Origin of the sequence: Gordonibacter sp. 28C, assembly GCF_003339845.1 — a bacterium.
Taxonomy (GTDB): domain Bacteria; phylum Actinomycetota; class Coriobacteriia; order Coriobacteriales; family Eggerthellaceae; genus Gordonibacter.
In genome coordinates this window covers 43,382-60,915 of sequence record NZ_PPTR01000008.1, presented here as the reverse complement: position 1 = coordinate 60,915, position 17,534 = coordinate 43,382, and the positions used below count along the sequence as shown (strand labels likewise).

16 protein-coding genes are annotated in these 17,534 nt (G+C 64.3%); 3 read left to right on the top strand and 13 right to left on the bottom strand.

What is annotated here, in order from left to right:
* The first annotated feature begins 85 nt into the window (after positions 1-85).
* Positions 86-1,546, top strand: coding sequence for a radical SAM protein (locus C1878_RS10860; RefSeq protein WP_114601647.1), 1,461 nt, complete (start codon positions 86-88; stop codon positions 1,544-1,546).
* Between the two features lie 343 nt (positions 1,547-1,889).
* Here the strand turns inward: C1878_RS10860 and C1878_RS10855 are convergent, their stop codons facing one another.
* On the bottom strand, positions 1,890-3,374 hold the full coding sequence (locus tag C1878_RS10855) for a hypothetical protein (RefSeq protein WP_114601646.1): 1,485 nt from the start codon (positions 3,372-3,374) through the stop codon (positions 1,890-1,892).
* Positions 3,371-4,261, bottom strand: a complete 891-nt coding sequence (locus C1878_RS10850; RefSeq protein ID WP_199519334.1) for an ABC transporter ATP-binding protein — start codon at positions 4,259-4,261, stop codon at positions 3,371-3,373. Before C1878_RS10850 ends, C1878_RS10855 begins: the two co-directional genes overlap by 4 nt.
* 159 nt (positions 4,262-4,420) lie before the next feature.
* On the opposite strand from C1878_RS10850, the gene C1878_RS16900 reads away from it, so the two are divergent.
* The gene (locus C1878_RS16900) at positions 4,421-4,975 is read left to right on the top strand and encodes a hypothetical protein (protein ID WP_241963704.1); all 555 of its coding nucleotides are present in this window, start codon (positions 4,421-4,423) and stop codon (positions 4,973-4,975) included.
* Here C1878_RS16900 and C1878_RS10840 read toward each other — a convergent pair.
* The 3 genes from C1878_RS10840 to C1878_RS17100 all read right to left on the bottom strand — a co-directional run bounded on the left by C1878_RS10840 (position 4,926) and on the right by C1878_RS17100 (position 7,818).
* Positions 4,926-6,071, bottom strand: a complete 1,146-nt coding sequence (locus C1878_RS10840; protein WP_114601645.1) for a M20 family metallopeptidase — start codon at positions 6,069-6,071, stop codon at positions 4,926-4,928. The two genes, C1878_RS16900 and C1878_RS10840, sit on opposite strands and share 50 nt — an antisense overlap.
* Positions 6,072-6,154: 83 nt before the next feature.
* A complete protein-coding gene (locus C1878_RS10835) occupies positions 6,155-7,714 on the bottom strand; it encodes an amino acid permease (protein WP_199519333.1) in 1,560 nt (519 codons plus the stop codon).
* Positions 7,715-7,755: 41 nt separating this feature from the next.
* A complete protein-coding gene (locus C1878_RS17100) occupies positions 7,756-7,818 on the bottom strand; it encodes a hypothetical protein (RefSeq protein WP_369833776.1) in 63 nt (20 codons plus the stop codon).
* A gap of 128 nt (positions 7,819-7,946) precedes the next feature.
* Between C1878_RS17100 and C1878_RS10830 the strand changes: the two genes are divergently transcribed.
* A complete protein-coding gene (locus C1878_RS10830; RefSeq protein ID WP_158539791.1) occupies positions 7,947-8,855 on the top strand; it encodes a LysR family transcriptional regulator in 909 nt (302 codons plus the stop codon).
* Between the two features lie 70 nt (positions 8,856-8,925).
* On the opposite strand, the gene aspS is transcribed toward C1878_RS10830, so the two are convergent.
* The 8 genes from aspS to dsrO form a co-directional block, all read right to left on the bottom strand.
* Positions 8,926-10,704 (bottom strand): aspartate--tRNA ligase, encoded by a 1,779-nt coding sequence (gene aspS / locus C1878_RS10825; RefSeq protein ID WP_114601642.1) that lies wholly within the window; start codon positions 10,702-10,704, stop codon positions 8,926-8,928.
* Positions 10,705-10,879: 175 nt separating this feature from the next.
* Entirely contained in the window at positions 10,880-11,290 is a 411-nt protein-coding gene (locus C1878_RS10820) for a type II toxin-antitoxin system VapC family toxin (protein ID WP_114601641.1), read from the bottom strand.
* Positions 11,287-11,676: an argininosuccinate lyase gene (locus tag C1878_RS10815; protein ID WP_114601640.1), complete on the bottom strand. Its 390-nt coding sequence runs from the start codon at positions 11,674-11,676 to the stop codon at positions 11,287-11,289. Before C1878_RS10815 ends, C1878_RS10820 begins: the two co-directional genes overlap by 4 nt.
* 427 nt (positions 11,677-12,103) lie before the next feature.
* Positions 12,104-13,477 (bottom strand): histidine--tRNA ligase, encoded by a 1,374-nt coding sequence (gene hisS / locus C1878_RS10810; protein WP_114601639.1) that lies wholly within the window; start codon positions 13,475-13,477, stop codon positions 12,104-12,106.
* Positions 13,478-13,644: 167 nt separating this feature from the next.
* Positions 13,645-15,096 (bottom strand): cobyrinate a,c-diamide synthase, encoded by a 1,452-nt coding sequence (locus C1878_RS10805; protein WP_114601638.1) that lies wholly within the window; start codon positions 15,094-15,096, stop codon positions 13,645-13,647.
* Positions 15,097-15,146: 50 nt separating this feature from the next.
* The gene (locus C1878_RS10800; RefSeq protein ID WP_080143727.1) at positions 15,147-15,461 is read right to left on the bottom strand and encodes a TusE/DsrC/DsvC family sulfur relay protein; all 315 of its coding nucleotides are present in this window, start codon (positions 15,459-15,461) and stop codon (positions 15,147-15,149) included.
* A 75-nt stretch (positions 15,462-15,536) separates the two neighbouring features.
* Complete coding sequence (gene dsrP, locus C1878_RS10795; protein WP_114601637.1) at positions 15,537-16,760, bottom strand: sulfate reduction electron transfer complex DsrMKJOP subunit DsrP; 1,224 nt, start codon at positions 16,758-16,760, stop codon at positions 15,537-15,539.
* Positions 16,753-17,529: a sulfate reduction electron transfer complex DsrMKJOP subunit DsrO gene (gene dsrO / locus C1878_RS10790; protein WP_114601743.1), complete on the bottom strand. Its 777-nt coding sequence runs from the start codon at positions 17,527-17,529 to the stop codon at positions 16,753-16,755. Before dsrO ends, dsrP begins: the two co-directional genes overlap by 8 nt.
* Positions 17,530-17,534 lie beyond the last annotated feature (5 nt).

Here is a 17,534-nt window from a genome sequence, read left to right as displayed (position 1 = left end):
GCCCTTCTTCGCCTCGTTACTATAATCTACATAAGATGATTATTCAACATATGTGGAATAATTGCCGTACGAAAGGACGTGCACGATGAGGGCAACCGAACAAATCAAGCACGCGGCCTTCGAGAAGACGCTCGATTATCTTCTGGAAGACCCCGAGCGCAACGCCACCAAGATCATGGACATGCTGGACAAGGTGGCGCCGGCCGACCTGTTCCCCAGCCAGAGAACCGCCTTCCGCAGCGCCATCGACCAGCAGAACAACTGGTACCAGCTCATCATGCGCGTGCTGGAGCTGAACCCCGCGATGCGCAACGACTTCATCAAGACGTTCCTCATCGACGGCAACCTCATGGCATGGCCCAAGCAGGAGGCCATGCGCGAGAAGCACCATTGCAACATCCCCTGGGCCATCCTCATGGACCCCACGAGCGCCTGCAACCTGCACTGCACCGGCTGCTGGGCCGCCGAGTACGGCCACAAGGAGAACCTCTCGTACGACGAGCTGGACTCCATCATCCGCCAGGGCACGGAGCTGGGAACCTACGTGTACATCTACACGGGAGGCGAGCCGCTCGTGCGCAAGCGCGACCTCATCGCACTGTGCGAGGCGCATCCCGACTGCTCGTTCCTCTCGTTCACCAACTCCACGCTTATCGACGAGGAGTTCTGCCAAGATCTGTTGCGCGTGAAGAACTTCATCCCCGCCATCAGCGTGGAGGGATTCGAGGAGGCCACCGACGGCCGTCGCGGCGAAGGCACGTACGCCAAAGTCGGCAAGGCCATGCAGCTGCTCAAACAGCACGGCCTCCCCTTCGGCGTCTCGTGCTGCTACACGTCCGCCAACGCCGACTCCATCGCGTCCGAGGAGTTCTTCGACTGGATGATCGACCAGGGCGTCCTGTTCGCTTGGATATTCACCTACATGCCCGTGGGCGTGGACGCGCCCACCGAGTTGATGGTGCGGGCCGACCAACGCGAGCACCTCTACCGCTTCGTCCGCGAGATGCGCAGCAAGAAGCCGCTGTTCACGCTCGACTTCCAAAACGACGGCGAGTTCGTGGGCGGCTGCATCGCAGGGGGTCGGCGCTACCTGCACATCAACGCCGCCGGCGACGTGGAGCCGTGCGTGTTCGCGCACTACGCCAACGCGAACATCCGCGAGACGTCGCTGCTCGACGCGCTCAAATCGCCCATCTTCATGGAGTACTACCGGGAGCAGCCGTTCAACGACAACCTGCTGCGCCCCTGCCCCATCTTGGAGAACCAGGACGCGCTGGCGAACATGGTTGAAGCCGCCGGCGCGCACTCCACCGACCTGCAGGCCAAGGAAAGCGCGCGGGACCTGTGCGCCAAGTGCGCGAACTCCATCGAGGAGTGGGCACCCGTGGCCGAGCGCATCTGGACCGACCCCGCCGATCCGCAGTTCGACAAGCGCCACGACCCCGGCCAAGGCATGGCCGACACCGACAAGAGCAAGTTCGACCGCCTGGGCCGGCAACGCAAGCCCCTGGACGACGAGGCGCAGGCCGGCGAACCGGCGGCGTAGCCTGCTTCTCCGGATGGCGGCTCGAGCGTAGCAACGAGCCGCCATCACGCGCCTTCCTGCACGGAATCGGATGCGAAATGCACAAAAACCCGCGACGTTTGACCTCGAACGATTCGAAAGGGCGCATAAGGGGGCGCAGCCGTCCGTGCCCCCTTATGCGCCAATCGCTTGAACAGGCTTTTCTCAAGCCAGGCAAATCCTAGAGGAATGGCTGGCGCAACGGATCATCAAACATCGCAGAATTTTGTGCAGGATACGTCCACCTCCATGCATCGGCCCAATCACGATCCCGCAATGAAAGCTCTGAAATAACCAGATGGCATTCGAAACGTCTGCCATCTGGTTATTTGACCAGCGGCCGCTCTGTTTTGCCCAGCAGCGCTTGACCCAAAGCGAACAATGCGAGCCCCACTGCGAGCACGGGCAGGCGAGCCGCCCACCCGGCGTCCGCAACAGCAAACGGATACAGCCATGCAAGGCCGGGCAGCGAGAACACGGCAGCAACCGGCGGGAGATGAAGAAGCGCCCACAACGCCGCCGCGATCGTCGCCGCGGCCGACTCGCTGCCCGTAGCAACACCGAGCACATAGGCGATACCGCCCATGAACAAGGTGGGCGCCAAGCCCATCATGAGGATCGACGCGAAATCCATGCCCAGAACACCTTGGAAGCCGACGGCTTGAAGGGCTACCGTGCCCAAGGCGGCAACCGACACAAATACTAACCTGTGCGCATAAGGCCTGCCGGGATGCGGAAGGCATCGATGAGCCTCGCACGTTCCCACCTTCGCATCGGCAGCGTACACGCCCGCATAGGCGAGCGAGAACGCAAGAGGTGCCAGCGAAACGCATAGCACGCCCGACTCCACACGCGCATCGACCGACGAGGCAACGTTCGCCGCCATGAACGCGGCACCGGCCAACAGCACGGCGAACGCCAAAGCCGTGAGCTTGCCGGCCTTCATCGCGCGCAGGACGAGCAAGCACGGCGGCAACGGCACCGCAAGGAACCTCTCAGCCCGAACGCCTGCGACAAGCGCGGAGGCATCAACACGCCAACGTCGGAGCAACCACATCAGAAGCGCGGCAATCGACACTATGGCACCTACCCCGAGAAACAGAGGGTTGTACCGCGAATAGGCCCGGCTCGCTCGATCGAAATCGACCACCTCTCGCGCGACGTCCTCCGGCACATCTTGAAGCCACGCATCGTCCGGCGATACGCCCTCTTGGAAGAAAGCCGAGTTCAAAGCCTCCCCTGTCACGTCGACGACCTTCGCTTCCGGCGGAAGGTAAAGAACGCCGGCCACCCAGAGCATCGCGAACAACGCGATGCCCACCATACGGCTGCGCGTCAACGTGCCCGCGCACGCCCCGAAACAAGAGGCGAAAACGACGATGGGAAGATAAACGAAGGCGAATCCCGCTAGGAAAGGCGCCAGTTCGGCCGACCCACGCAAAACGATGCACACGACGAGCGACCCGAACGCCAAGGCAAGCCCAGGCAATAAAAGCACGGCGATCACGGCCGAAAGCTTCGCGCCCAAGTATCGCGCCGCGCCACGCCCCGAAGATACGACCGTCTCGAAACGACAGGCGCTCCGATCGTCGAGTACAAGACCCGCCGACCAGCCGCAAGCCACCAACCCTGCCACCATGGCCGCGAATTGGAACAAATCACCAGCAAGTTTCTTATCGGAGCCCTGCCACGAGTTGGACATGCCCAGCACCATTCCCACCGCGACAACCAAAAGCAGGCAAACCACACGCGCAGGCGATTTCCATAGAAAGCCGACCTCGGCCTTGAATGCAACTGCCGCGGAACTCATACGCACGCGCCCTGTCTGCTCGTTTGCATCAGGTTGACATAGGCGTCTTCCAGCTGCGGATCAACCGGCGTCTCACCGATTTTCGCCGCCTCTCCGACGTACCTCATGCGCATCGTTCCGTCGGGGAGTTCTTTTACGGACGTGACCGTGCGAACGCGCTTTAGCTCGTCGAGAATCTGCGGCGAGGCGATTGCCTCCCACACGCTCCCTTGCGCCGAAGCGACGAACTCATCGGGCGTCGCATCCGCAACTAGACGCCCCCGCGAAACCACGGCCAGCCGCGAGCAGCCCAGTTCAACGTCCTGCAGGATGTGCGTAGACAAGATGACCACCGCATCGCGGGACGCTTCCTCCAGAATACTGCGAAACCGGATGCGTTCTTCGGGGTCGAGACCCGCCGTAGGCTCGTCCACCACCAGCAGCCGAGGCGACCCCACGAGGGCGCCGGCGATGCCGACTCGCTGCTTCATGCCGCCCGAAAAGGCGCCGACGCATCGATCGGCATCCGCCGACAAACCCACCGCCGCAAGCAGCCGCTCCGTTTCCTCGCGCGCCTCCCGACCCTTGACGCCCTTGAGCGAGGCGTAGTAGAGAATATGATCGCGCGCCGTGAGGTTTGGATAGAGGCCGAATCGCTGGGGAAGGTAGCCGAGACGTGCGCGAAAGCGTCTGCGATCGCGCAGCGTGTCGCAACCGTCGAACTCGATGCTGCCCGCCGTGGGCTTCAACAGCGTGGCGATAAGCCTGATGAGCGTGGTCTTACCCGCACCGTTCGGACCGAGCAACCCGAATATCCCTTGGCCTATCTCTAAAACAACATCCTCAACGGCACGGATGTTGCCAGCGTAGGTTTTAGACACTCCGTGCAATCGAAGCATATGAGCCATGGTAGTCACCCGCTCGCAATGATGGTCGCCCCGTGTTTTCAACCGCTTTTCTTCTTTGAGGATATATGCTTAGCAGCTAAGTCGACAATAACTCCGCTATAACCACAAAGGCGGCGAACGGGAAAGCAGCACACGACCAGCACAAGCCCATCATCGCGCATGCGAAAGCGAACGGTTTTCAAAGTTGGATCTACCGTCGTCTCGCAAAATAGCAGGAGCCTGCGCCCCTGCCCCATCTTGGAGAACCAGGACGCGCTGGCGAACATGGTGGAGGCCGCCGGCGCGCACTCCACCGACCTGCAGGCCAAGGAGAGCGCGCGGGACCTGTGCGCCAAGTGCACGAACTCCATCGAGGAGTGGGTGCCCGTGGCCGAGCGCATCTGGACCGACCCCGCCGATCCGCAGTTCGGCAAGCGCCACGACCCCGGCCAGGGCATGGCCGACACCGACAAGAGCAAGTTCGACCACCTGGGCCGGCATCGCGAGCCCCTGGGCGGCGTGACGGGGCGGCAGGTCGCAACGATACGTCATCCATCCGGGCAAAGCTCCCATCCGCCTCGCCCGGATGGCCACGAGGTTCCCGAAGATGCGCCGGTGCGCAGCCGGTTCCACCCGCGCGTGCCAACCGCCTCGCGCGGGTTCGGGGAACCTCATTTCGAGGCGTTCACAGGCAGCTTGCCGTCCGCACGCGCAGGGGCATGGCGAGCGCCTTGAACGCCTCGACTCCCACCTCGATGTTCTCGTCGCGGAAATCGTACTCGTAGGTGTGCACCGAAGGATGGTCGGGCCCGTTGCCTATGTAGAAGTACGCCCCCGGAACCTCCTTGAGGTAGTAGCCGAAGTCCTCCGACGCACGGTAGGGCGCGGGCAGCGGCTTCACGGGGATGCCGCGCTCCTCGCACGCCCGACGGACCTTGTCCGCGCGCGTCGCGTCGTTCACGGTTTCGGGGAACTCGTCGCTGAAGGAGAACTCCGCCTGCATGCCCTGCTCGGCGGCCATCTTCCGCGCATCGTCCTCCAAGGCTTTCTGCAGGCGGTCCATCTCGGCCTCTTTTTCCGCGCGGATGGTCAGGCGCAGCACGCCCTCGGAAGCCGCGATGCCGAAGTTCTGCGATCCCGCGTCCACCTGGACGATGGTGCACAAGACCAATCCCTCGTTGTGCTCGGGCGATACCAACTCGGGAATGGCGTCGATCAGCTTCGCGATGGCGAACGAGGGGTTCACGCCGTCTTCGGGCTGGCTGGCATGCGCGGGCGACCCCGTCAGGCGGATGGTCATGCCTTTGGAGGCGAACTGCGTCGTGCCGCCCTTCACGTACACGGTGCCCAGGTCGATGCCCGACATGTTGTGCCAGCCGTACACCTCGTCCACCCGTTCGTCGCGCAGCGCCTGCACCGCCTCCCGGGCACCCTGGCCGGTTTCCTCCGCATGCTGGAACAGGAACACGATGTTGTTTTCGGCCCCAAGCTGGTCCACTTCCAGGGCGAATCCCGCCAACGCTGCGGCGTGACCGTCGTGGCCGCACTTGTGGGCGACACCTTCGAACCGGGAACCCCACGGCAAGTCGATGGTCTCGGCCATGGGCAGTGCGTCGAAGTCGGCGCGAAAGGCGATGGTGGGACGATCGGCACCGGTGCGGTACGCCGCGTAGAAGTAGCGGCCGCCGTCGACGATGTCGAGGTTCGCCGTGTTCTCGCGCAGGAAGTCCATGAGATGCCGCTTGGTCCACGTTTCTTGATAGGACAGCTCCGGATGCGCGTGCAGCTCGTGGCGCAGGCGCACGGCACTCTCTAAATTCTTCTGGTCCATGAGGATGCTCCTAGCTTTTCGGGGGGTTGGGATGCCGGATCGCCGCGAACGGGCGATCCGGCGCAGGGCGCGCACACGGTGCCCTAGATGGCTATCACGCCGGTGACCAGAAGCGTTGCCATGACCACGCCGATCAGGAAGATGACGATCATCGCGATCCATTCGCGCTTGCTGATATCGCTGTGGTTGTCGCGCTTCGTCTTGTAGAACACGAACATGCCCACGGCGTACAGGATGAACGACGCGGCCAGGTAGATGAGGCCCACGGAGATGAAGCAGTAGGTCACGTACACGATGGCCACGCCGCAGACGATCGCGTTCTTCACGCCGAGCTTGCTCTGGTGCGTGACGCGCATGGCGTACAGGGCGGAGAACAGGTAGGGCACCATGATGCAGGTGGTGGCCAGCAGCAAAACCATGTTGTACACCGTCTGCAGCGCAGAGGACAGCAGCACGCACAGCCCCACCTGGGCGATGAGGTTGGTGATGATCAAGGACGCCACGGGTGCGCCCACGGCGTTGGTCTTGGTGAAGATGCGCGGCATGAGGCCTTCCTTGGCCGCAGCGTGCGGCAGCTGCGCGGCGATCATGACCCAGCTGATGAGGGCGCCCAGAATGGACACCAGGATGCCCACCTTGACGATGACGGAGCCCGCGCTGCCGATGACGGTGGCGCCCAGCACGTCGGCGAGCGGGGTGGCCGAATTCGCCAGCGTGGCGGCGGGAACGGTGCCCATGGACACGAACGAGATGCCGGCGTACACGATGAGCGTGATGACGATGGCGATGACGGTGGCCTTGCCCACGACGCGCTGCGACTCGGCGCGCTCGGCCAGCACGGTGGAGGCCTCGACGCCGATGAAGCACCAGAGGATGACGCCCATAGCGCCGTTGATCTGGGACATCAGGGTGACGGACGCGGTGGGCGCAGCGGCGCTGGCCAGCACGGTGGTCCAATTCGTCACGTTGAAGATATCAGGGTTCCATACGAACACGCCCGCAATGATGACCAGGGCCAGCGGCGTGAGCTTGGCGATGGTCACGATGAGGTTGACGAAGCCCACCTTGCCGGCGCCCTTCGTCTGAAGCCAGACCACCGACCACAAAATGACCGAAGCCAGCGCGAAGGTGGCTATGGGACTCAGCTGCATGTTGGCGGGAAGCAGGCTGTTGAGGGTCTTCATGATAAGCGTGAAGAACGCCACGTTGCCGAACAGGCCGCTCACCCAGTACCCGAACGCCGACAGGAAGCCCGGCATATCGCCGAACCCGGCCTTCGCGTACGAGGCGATGCCGCCCGTGAGTTCGGGCCTCTTGTCGGCGAGCAGGCGGAACACCAGCGCCAGGCAGATGACGCCGACGCCGCCGATGCCCCACGCTATGAGAATGGCTTGGGGATTCGCCACGCCGATGAGGTCAGTGGGGCTGTTGAACACGCCGCTGCCTATCATGGAGCCCACGCCCAGAGCAACCAGGGCGAGCAGTCCCAGCTTCTTCTCGGGCGCCGCGGCGACGGCCTTGTCTTTCGTCTCTGCCTTCGACAGGCTGCCGTCGGCCGTGCCGGTCGGCTTGGCCGCATCGGCGGATCCCGGCGCGATCCGTTCGCGCACGCCCGCGGTTGCTGTTGCTGAGTGTTCCATCATGCGTCTCCTTACAAAGCGTTCCTATGGTTCCGGCAGTACCGCTATCCTCGTCTTGCATGGCAAGCGCCGCACCGCACCGCCGAAGCGCCACGCGTGGTCAGCACCCTTCGACGAAACAATCATACGAAGCTGGAAAGCGAAAAATATTCCATTGTGGAATATCGGGTATAGTGAAACGGAACGCGAATCGCACCGGGGCGCAACGGCCGAACGGGGAGACGAAAGGATATCGATGGAGTTCAAACACCTGGAAACGTTTCAAACCGTAGTCGAAGAAGGGGGCGTCACGCGTGCCGCCCGCAAGCTGAACTACACGCAGCCGACGGCCACCAAGCACCTGCAAGCCCTTGAAGACGAACTGGGCGCGCCGCTGTTCGAACGGCAAAACGGCAAGAAGGTGCTTTCGGAGGCGGGAGCCATACTCTACCGACGCAGCAAGGCCGTGCTTAACGAGATGTTCCAGCTCAACCAAGAAGTGGCGTCGCTCAAAAGCGTTGGCGCGCTGCTGCGCGTCGGCGGCATGGACCAATACTGTTGCGAGTTCATCCTGCCCGTGGTCAAGTCGTTCGCGAGCCGGCATCCCGAGGTGACGATCGAGATGCACGGCGTAAGCAACGACGATGCGTACCGGCTCGTGCAGAGCCACGAGCTTGACTTCAGCATCGCCGTGGGCAAGCAGGGCGTACGCGATCTGACCGAACGCATCGTCGGCTATGAAGACCTCGTCCTATGCGTGTCGCGCAAGCTTGCCAAAGACTCGTCCGACTTCGAGCGCTGCCTTATGAGGTATCCCGTCCTGTTGGACAAGCGGGCCAACTACATCAACTACGGCTTCTTGCAACAGGGGGTCGCGTTTCCCAACATGGTGCACTGCGACAGCGACGAAGCGGTCAAAGAGGGCGTGCTCAACTACGGGTTCATGGGCATGATAGGCACCGGCCGCGTTCAAAAGGAAATCGAGGCCGGTCAGGTCGTCGTGCTGCACACGTTTTCGTCGCACGTGCCCGTGAAGGCGTTCGCTCACAAGGCGAACCAAGAGAACCCCCTTCACAAAGCCTTCTTCAACCTATTCCGTCCCTATAAAGCAACGAAGGAGAATCGGCCCGCGGCCGGGAACGTGCCGCACCGGACCCTCCGATAAAAGAAGCCCTCCGATATCGAAGGGCTCCCGATCTGCTCGTTCTCCTGAATCACCGATCCGCAGCGGAACCTTACAGCGTGCGCAGGTTCACTTCCTTGAGCTGGCGGCCCGTCACGGCGCTCGGGGCGCCCGTCATGGGGTCGCTCGCGGAACTCGTCTTCGGGAAGGCGATGACGTCGCGGATGGAAGCCTTGCCGCCCAGCAGCATGACCAGGCGGTCGAGGCCCAGCGCGATGCCGCCGTGGGGCGGAGCGCCCAGCTCCAACGCGTGGATGAGGTGGCCGAACTTCACGTCGATCTCCTCGTCCGTCAAGCCGCACGTGCGCAGCACGGCGCGCTGTTCGTCGGCGTTGTGGATACGGATGGTGCCGCCGCCCACTTCGAAGCCGTCCATGACCAGGTCGTAGCTGTAGCTGCCGCACGCCAGCGGGTCGCTTTCGATCTTGTCGACGTCCTCGTCCAGAACATGGGTGAACGGATGGTGCTCGGCGGCGTACTTCTTCTCGTCCTCGTCGTACTTGAACATGGGGAAGTTCACCACCCACAGCAGCTGATGGCCCTCGCGCGGCACGTTCAGCGCGTCGGCCATGTGCAGGCGCAGCGCGCTCAGCACGGCGCTCGCCACCTCGTAGGTGTCGGCGGCGAACAGCAGCAGGTCGCCCGGCTCCACGTCCATGGCCTCCTTCAGCGCGGCGAACTCCTCGTCGCTGAAGAACTTGATGATGGGGCTCTTCTCCTTGCCGTCGGTCGTGAACGCGATCCAGGCCATGCCCTTCGCACCGTTCTCGGCCGCGATGTCGGCAAGCTTCTCCACGTCGCCGCGGCTCCAGTCGCCCGCGCCCTTCGCGTTGATGGCCTTCACCACGCCGCCGGACTGCGCCACGCTCGAGAACACTTTGAAGCCCGTGTTCTTCACGATGTCGGTGATGTCCACCAGCTCCATGCCGAAGCGCGTGTCGGGACGGTCGTTGCCGAAGCGGTCCATGGACTCGCGGTACTGCATGCGCTCAAGCGGGAAGGCGTGCTCCACGCCCACGGCCGCGAGCGTCTCGGCCATGACGTCCTCCATGAGGTTCATCACGTCCTCGCCCTGCACGAAGCCCATCTCGATGTCCACCTGCGTGAACTCGGGCTGGCGGTCGGCGCGCAGGTCCTCGTCGCGGAAGCAGCGCGCGATCTGGTAGTAGCGCTCGACGCCGCCCACCATCAGCATCTGCTTGAACTGCTGGGGGCTTTGCGGCAGCGCATAGAACTTGCCGGGGTTAGGACGGCTGGGTACGATGTAGTCGCGCGCGCCCTCGGGCGTGGAGTTCGCCAGGATCGGCGTCTCCACTTCCAGGAAGCCGCGCTCGTTCAGCGCGCCGCGCATGGCCTGGGCCACCTTGTGGCGCAGGTGCAGGGCCTCGAACATCTCGGGGCGGCGGATATCCAGGTAGCGCCACTTCATGCGCGTGATCTCGTCCGTCTCGATGCCGTCCTCGATGGAGAACGGCGGGGTGACGCTCGTGTTCAGGACCTCGACGGACTTCGCCAGCACCTCGATCTCGCCCGTGGCCATATTGGGGTTCACGGCATCCGCGCCGCGCTCGCGCACCGTGCCCGCGATCTTCAGCACGTACTCGCGGCCCAGGTGCTCGGCCTTCGCGAAGTCGTCGGCGCTCACGCAGTCGGGGTCGACGACCACCTGCGTGTAGCCCGCGCGGTCGCGCAGGTCGATGAAGATGAGACCGCCGTGGTCGCGGTTGTGCCACGCCCAGCCCGTCAGCACGACCTCGCGGCCCACGTCGCCTTTGCGCAGCTCGCCGCACGTGGCGGTGTGCATGCAGTATTCGTTCATGAAGTCCGTCATAATGGTGGTTCCTTGCTCCTTGACGCTGCTATCGGTACCCGCCGCGCCTTTGCGGCGGAATTGCTCAAACTTGGTCATTGTACTGCAAGAAGGGCGCGTCGGTCGAAACGCGGCCGCCACTCCATGCAAAATGCGCCGCCTGCCGGCCGCCGGAAGCGCGCATCTTTGCAGGCTGCTAGAACCCGGTGTCGGTGAACACGCAGTTCACCCCGTTGTCCAAACAGAGCTTCTGCAGCTTGCGATCGAGGGTGAACAACGTGGAACCCTCCCGACGCGCCAACACGAAGTAGAGCATGTCATACGAAGAGTGGCCCAGTCGCATAGACTCCGTCATCGCCTCTATCCACAAATCACGGCCGGAAACAACTTCGTCCACGAGGTCAAGCGCCGCAGTGCCGAGAGCCACGGCGTCGTTCGAGTCCACATACCCGCCTCTGACTTGTTTCACCAGCGCGTGAGTCAATTCAGCGTAGATGATATCGGGCGCGATGATGCGCTCGCCCTCAAGCGTCAATATCGAAAAGGCCTTACCCTCTTCGCTTCTTGCGGACATGGCGAGGGCGGCGTTGCAATCGAGGACGATCATCGTCCATCGCCTCCCGCAGCAAGCGGCATCAACTCGCCGAACATGCGATCACGCTCCTCGCGGCCTTCCTGCACCATGGCTACGATCTCGTCGCCCGTGGGCTTCGCGCCCTTCCACACGATCTCGTCCATCCGCGCGAACAGCTCCTTGCGCTTCTCGATGCGCGCCGCGCGCTTCGCCTCGGTGTCGAAGTCAAGGCAGCGGGGGCCGCTCGTCACGCGATGCAGCTCCCGCCCGTCCCAGTAATGGCTTGCGTTGGCTGCTTCGAGCATCTGCTCCACGGCCACGATGGTTTGCTGGGCGATGCTTCGATGCTGGCTGGCGGCGTACGCTTTCAGCTGCTCGTACAGATCGTCGGGGAATTCCCTCACTTGCAATGCCGGCATGGCAGCCTCCTTTGCGAGCATGTTCGTTGCATGCATTGTACATGTTTTCGCTTGCTGCCGCAAGCCGACCAGGACGATCGTTGATACCATCGCTCATGGCGGCGGCGTTTGCCTGCCGGGTGGTGCCCGACGGAAGGAAGGTGCCTTTATGGACGTATTTGAATGCGCGGCATTGGCTACGATTATTCAGGTTGCGACTTGGCTCTTATTGGTCGTGATCAAAGCGCTCGACCGGATGAGGCGAATGGTGAGAGAGGACGAAGAAAGACCCGGGGACGCGACCAAACCCCCCCGGGTGAGTAAGTGACCCGCACCACCCGGCATCGCGGGCGCTGCTGTCGCTTTGCAGTGTACCGCCCTGCGCCTCCGTGCGCAATCGGAGCGCGACGGTTTCACATCGTTTCTTTACTCTCGCGACCGGCTCCCGCTATTCCACTTCCAGCCGACCGAACACGTCGTCGATGTTCGGAATCGGCGCGCCGTAAGGTTCGCCGCCGAAACAGGAGAGGAAGCCCTTGAGAGCCGCGATCTCCACCTCGCGCTCGCGGTGCGCCCGCATGTTGCGTATGGTGACCGTGCCGTTGGCAAGCTCGTCGGGCCCCAGCACGGCGACTAGGGCGGCGCCCATCTTGCCGGCGAGCTTGAACTGGCTCTTCAAGCTGCGGCCCTGGTGGTCCATGTCGCCGGTGAGGCCGGCGTCGCGAAACGCCTGCATGATGGAGAACGCCTCGCTGCGCACCGAATCGTCCACGCACGCCACGAAGAAGTCGCAACCCTGCGGCGCGGGGAAGTCGCAGCCCGCGGCCTCCAACGCCAGCACGCAGCGTTCGTATCCCAGCGCGAAACCGAACCCGGGCGTGGGGCGGCCGCCAACCTCCTCGGCCAGCTTATCGTAGCGCCCGCCGCCGCCGATGGCGTTCTGACTGCCCATGCCCTCGGTCACCTGCACCTCGAACACGGTGCGCGTGTAGTAGTCGAGCCCGCGCACGAGCTTCGGATCCTCCGCGTATGCGAGCCCCGCGCCGCCCAGGTACGTCTTCACGGCGTCGTAGTGGTCGCGGCAATCGTCGCACAGGTGGTCGGTGATCTTCGGCGCGTGCTCCATGACGGCGGCGCATCCGGGATTCTTGCAGTCGAACGCGCGCAGCGGGTTGATCTCGGCGCGGCGTTTGCACTCGTCGCACAGCTCGTCGGCATGCGCGTCCATGTAGGCCTTCACGGCGTCGCGGTAGGCCGGGCGGCACGCGTCGCAGCCCATGGAGTTCACCAGCAGCGCAGTGGATTCCACGGGAATGCCGATGGTTGCGAAGAAGCGCATGAGCATGATGATGCCCTCGGCGTCCACGCTGGGCTCCTCGGCGCCCAGGCATTCGATGCCCACCTGGTTGAACTGGCGCTGACGGCCCTTCTGCGGACGTTCGGCGCGGAACATCGGGCCCGCGTACACCAGCTTCACGGGAGCGGCGCCCTGAGGCACCATATCGTGCTGCACCACGGCGCGCACGACGCCGGCCGTGCCCTCGGGGCGCAGCGACAGGCGGCTCTTCGCCTTCACGGTTCCGCCCTCGCGCAGCTTCTTCAGATTCTCGCCTGAAATGGCGGTGAACATCTCCTTGGACACCACGTCGGTGGCCTCGCCTATGCCGCGCACGAACAGGTCCGTCTGCTCGAACACGGGCGTCTCGATGGGCTCGTAGCCGTAACGGCCGAACACGTCGGTGGCCACGGCCTTGAAATGCGTCCAGAACTTCGCCTCTTCCGGCAGCAGGTCTTTCGTTCCCTCGGGAGCTTGCAGCGCCATGATGGTTCCTTTTCGTCTCGTGCGTTTCGATTGCCCGCTATTGTAGCGTATCCCCAGCGCATTCGGCGCAGACGGGCGAAAAGGAGCCCCGGCGTGCGCCGAAGCTCCGAAAACCGATCCTGCGGGAAGGACGGCTTGCCAGCCGACAGCGGCGGCGAGTCGCCAGGCTAGCGTTCGGCGCGAGACCCCTCGCGCAGCGCGCGGTACCGTGCGGCCGCCTGCACGAAACTCGGTGCCCAAGCGGGCGACGCGATGGCGTTGACGTGCAGGTACCCGGCGACGATGCCCTTGCGGCACAGGCCGTCGCGCCCGTCGGTCACGCCGCGGCCGCGCTGCATCTCGCAGGCGAGCGGCAGCGTTGGGTCGAGGTCGACCACCTGCGAATGATGGTGCTCGTGACCTTTGAGCACCGTTCCGACCGGAAGCCATGAGCCTGACTCCCGCACGGCGGCGAGCGCGTAGCCGTGGGCTTGCTGCTTCTCGCGCATGACCGTGTCGAACCCCAACGCGCCCACCATGTCGTAGGTCGCTCCGCGAAAGCTCAGGCAACGCCCAAGATACATCAAACCGCCGCACTCCGCGAAGATCGGCAGCCCTCGCTCGGCATGCTCGCGCACGCTCGCCCGCATGCTCGCGTTGTCCTGAAGGCGCGCGGCATGCTCCTCGGGAAACCCTCCCCCCAGGTACAGGCCGTCCACGTCGGGCGGCAGGGCCGCGTCCGCAAGGCCGCTCACGAACGCCAAGCGCGCTCCCGCGCGCTCGAGCGCGATCAGGTTCTCGGGGTAGTAGAACGAGAACGCCTCGTCCCGCATGACGGCGATGACGGCTTGGCCGCCCGGACGGTCCGTCTCGGACGTCGGCCCCGCCGCCGCGCGCGCCGATTCCGCGGCACCCGGCATCGGCCCGGCACAGCGGGCTATGAACCGAACGGCGTCCAGGTCCACATGGCGCGCGACGACCTCGGCGATGCCGTCGAGCAGCTCTTCCCGCCCGCGCGTTTCGGCGCCCGTCACCAGCCCCAGGTGCCGATCGGGCACGTCCATCCCCACGTCCTGCGGCACCGACCCCACCACGGGAACGTCGCAGTACCGCTCTATGGCCTGGGTCACCAGCTCCCGCTGCCGCTGCCCGCGCACCTTGTTCAGAATGACGCCGGCGATCCGCACGTCCGGGTCGAACGCGCAGCACCCCATGACCAGGGCGGCGGCGGTCCTGGTCATGCGGGTCACGTCGACCACCAGGATCACCGGGGTCGCCGTCAGCTTCGCGATCTCGGCCGACGAGCAGCTTCCCTCCACGTCGAGCCCGTCGTAGAGCCCCATGGCCGCCTCGACCACGCACATATCGGCGCCGACGGAGCTCTCGACCATCACGTCGCGAACCTGGTCGGGCTCCATGAAGTAGCGGTCAAGGTTGCGGCTCGTCGCTCCGGCCGCAAGCGCGTGCCAGCCGGGGTCGATGAAGTCGCACCCTTTCTTGAAGGGCCGCACGTCCACGCCTTGTTGGCGCAAAGCGCGCAGCAGCCCCAGCGTCAGAACGGTCTTGCCGCTTCTGCCGTGGGGCGCTGCGATCATCACTCGGGGGATCGCCGCAAGCGGCGCCCCCTCCCTTTCATGCATGGCGCTTCCGCCGTGGAGCGCGCCCCTATCGCACGCGCCGCCCACGATGCCTACACGCAGCCGGTCGGCTTGAGCAGGCCGGCGATCTTGCAGGCTCCCTTGCCCGGGCCGCTGGGGAACAGCTCGTAGATCTCGGCGTTCGACTTGCCGGTGTCCCTCAGCATCTTGCGCACCATGGGCGCCACGCCGAACTCGGCATAGTAATTGCGCAGGTAGTTGATAATCTCCCAATGCTCGGGCGTCAACTCCACTTCCTCGGTCTTGGCAAGCGCCTCCGCGACCTCCTCGTCCCACAGGCTCGCATCTTCGAGAAAACCGTCCTCGTCGAGGGCGAGCGTGCGGTCTCCAACCACCAAATCAGCCATTTCGATCCTCCTTGTCGATCTTTACGTCTTCGTTCTTTATGCCCAGCCGCCGGATTGCCGGCGACGATGCATCGTTCACGACGCGGCCGGCTCCTCGCAAGCGGCGGCCGCCGCGTCACCCTCGGCCCCCTGTTCGTGGGCCGGCGCGATCTCCTTGGCCCGAACGCCCACGGCCACCTTGCACAGCACGGTCAGCACGAGGAAGCCGATGCCGTACACGCCCAGAATGACCAGCACCTCGTTGATGTTGGGCGTGTACTCCACCACCTGCTCGAACGTGTTGGGCACGAAGCCGCCCAGCACCAGGCCCATCCCCTTGTCGATCATGCAGGCGAAGAACACCGCCATGAGCGCCGGCACGAGCGTCTTGTAGTTGCGCCGGAACTTGGGCACCAGCAACAGGAAGATGCCGATGGCCGCCAGCGCCGTGGCCACCCACATGAAGGGGACGAGCTGCCCGTGTCCGTCCAACCCGACGAACAGGTACTCCAGCGGCGCCTTGTGGCCGGGAACGTTGCTGTAGAACGCCGTGAACACCTCCAGCAGGAAGAAGAACACGTTCGCGATCATGGCATAGCACACCGTCTTCGCCAGCGAGTCCAGGGCCTTGCGCGGCACGTCGAACCCGGCGGTCTTCTTCAGGATGAGGCACAGCACGATGAGCAACGCCGGTCCCGCGGCGAACGCCGAGGCCAGGAAGCGCGCCGCCATGATGGCCGTGAGCCAGTAGTCGTGGCCCGCCAAACCCGAGAACAGAAACGCCGTGACCGTGTGGATGCCCACGGCGAGCGGGATGGCGACGATGCTGAGCACGTGCGTCCATCGGGGCGGCGGAAAGCCCTTCTTCTCCGCGCCCAGCACCGTCCACCCGATAACCAGGTTCACGATCAGGTACGACGAGAGCACGCACATGTCCCAGAACAGCATGGAGTTCGGCGTGGGGAACAGTATCACGTTCAGCACGCGCATGGGCTGGCCCAGATCGACCACGACGAACAGCACCGCCGTGAGCACCGCCGCCACCGCCATGAACTCGCCTATGATGACGATCTTGCCGTACTCCTTGTAGTGGTGCAGGTAGTGCGGTATGGCCACCATGACGCCCGAAGCCGCCACGCCCACCAGGAACACGAACTGGGCGATGTAGAGGCCCCACGACACGTCGCGGCTCATGCCGGTGAGCGTGAGGCCGTTCATGAGCTGGTTGGCGTAGGCTCCCACGCCCACCGCGATGGCCAGCAGCAGAACGGCGATCCAGGCGTAGTAGCCTTTGGAGCCGTGCAGGGCTTTCTCAAGCATGCTCCTCAACCCCCTTGAGCACGTAGTAGACGCTCGGGCCGGTGCCGAGCGACGCCCGCCTCCTGATGGAGAACGATTGCGCCAGCGCGCGCCGCACGTCCGAGTCCGGGTCGTTCAGGTCGCCGAACAGGATGGAGCCGTTGGAAGCCTCCGCGCACAGCGGCATCTCCCCCCGGTCGATCCTGTCGGAGCACAGGGTGCACTTCTCCACCACGCCCCTGGTGCGGGTGGGGAAATCGGGGTTGACGTGGTCCAGGTGCTTCACGGGGTCGCTGAAGTTCAGGCTGCGCGCTCCGTAAGGGCAGGCCGCCATGCAGAACCGGCAGCCGATGCAGCGGTGGTAGTCCATCTCCACGATGCCGTCCTTGCGCTTGAACGTGGCCTGCGTCGGGCACACGCGCACGCACGGCGGCTCCTCGCAGTGGTTGCAGAGCACCGGCACGTCGGAGTCCTTGACAGCGTCGGCGAGGTAGGCTTCGTCCATCTCGGCGAAGCTGTCCTCGAAGGGCTCCTCCCAGATCCACTTGATCTCTTCTTTGGGGTCGTCGATCGAGGGAATGTTGTAGGCCTTCGCGCACACGGAGCGTATCTTGTCCATGTCGGCGACGCGGTTGAACTTCTCCACGTCCACCACGAACCCCCAGTGCCGCCCCTCGACGCCGCCCCCGGCCCGACCGGATGCGCCTTCGGTCGGGCTGCACCCGCTCAGAGCGCCCAGGCCGGCGGCGCCGAGCGCCGCTCCCATCATCAGAAAATCTCGCCTTTTCATGGCCA

Coding starts and splice junctions, on each gene's coding strand:
- C1878_RS16900 (WP_241963704.1), top strand. CDS start 4,421: ATGCGAAAGCGAACGGTTTTCAAAGTTGGATCTACCGTCGTCTCGCAA.
- C1878_RS10855 (WP_114601646.1), bottom strand. CDS start 3,374: ATGAGTTCCGCGGCAGTTGCATTCAAGGCCGAGGTCGGCTTTCTATGG.
- C1878_RS10820 (WP_114601641.1), bottom strand. CDS start 11,290: ATGATCGTCCTCGATTGCAACGCCGCCCTCGCCATGTCCGCAAGAAGC.
- C1878_RS10800 (WP_080143727.1), bottom strand. CDS start 15,461: ATGGCTGATTTGGTGGTTGGAGACCGCACGCTCGCCCTCGACGAGGAC.
- C1878_RS10840 (WP_114601645.1), bottom strand. CDS start 6,071: ATGGACCAGAAGAATTTAGAGAGTGCCGTGCGCCTGCGCCACGAGCTG.
- C1878_RS10805 (WP_114601638.1), bottom strand. CDS start 15,096: ATGCATGAAAGGGAGGGGGCGCCGCTTGCGGCGATCCCCCGAGTGATG.
- C1878_RS10815 (WP_114601640.1), bottom strand. CDS start 11,676: ATGCCGGCATTGCAAGTGAGGGAATTCCCCGACGATCTGTACGAGCAG.
- C1878_RS10835 (WP_199519333.1), bottom strand. CDS start 7,714: ATGATGGAACACTCAGCAACAGCAACCGCGGGCGTGCGCGAACGGATC.
- C1878_RS10860 (WP_114601647.1), top strand. CDS start 86: ATGAGGGCAACCGAACAAATCAAGCACGCGGCCTTCGAGAAGACGCTC.
- aspS (WP_114601642.1), bottom strand. CDS start 10,704: ATGACGGACTTCATGAACGAATACTGCATGCACACCGCCACGTGCGGC.
- dsrO (WP_114601743.1), bottom strand. CDS start 17,529: ATGAAAAGGCGAGATTTTCTGATGATGGGAGCGGCGCTCGGCGCCGCC.
- C1878_RS10830 (WP_158539791.1), top strand. CDS start 7,947: ATGGAGTTCAAACACCTGGAAACGTTTCAAACCGTAGTCGAAGAAGGG.
- C1878_RS10850 (WP_199519334.1), bottom strand. CDS start 4,261: ATGGCTCATATGCTTCGATTGCACGGAGTGTCTAAAACCTACGCTGGC.
- dsrP (WP_114601637.1), bottom strand. CDS start 16,760: ATGCTTGAGAAAGCCCTGCACGGCTCCAAAGGCTACTACGCCTGGATC.
- hisS (WP_114601639.1), bottom strand. CDS start 13,477: ATGGCGCTGCAAGCTCCCGAGGGAACGAAAGACCTGCTGCCGGAAGAG.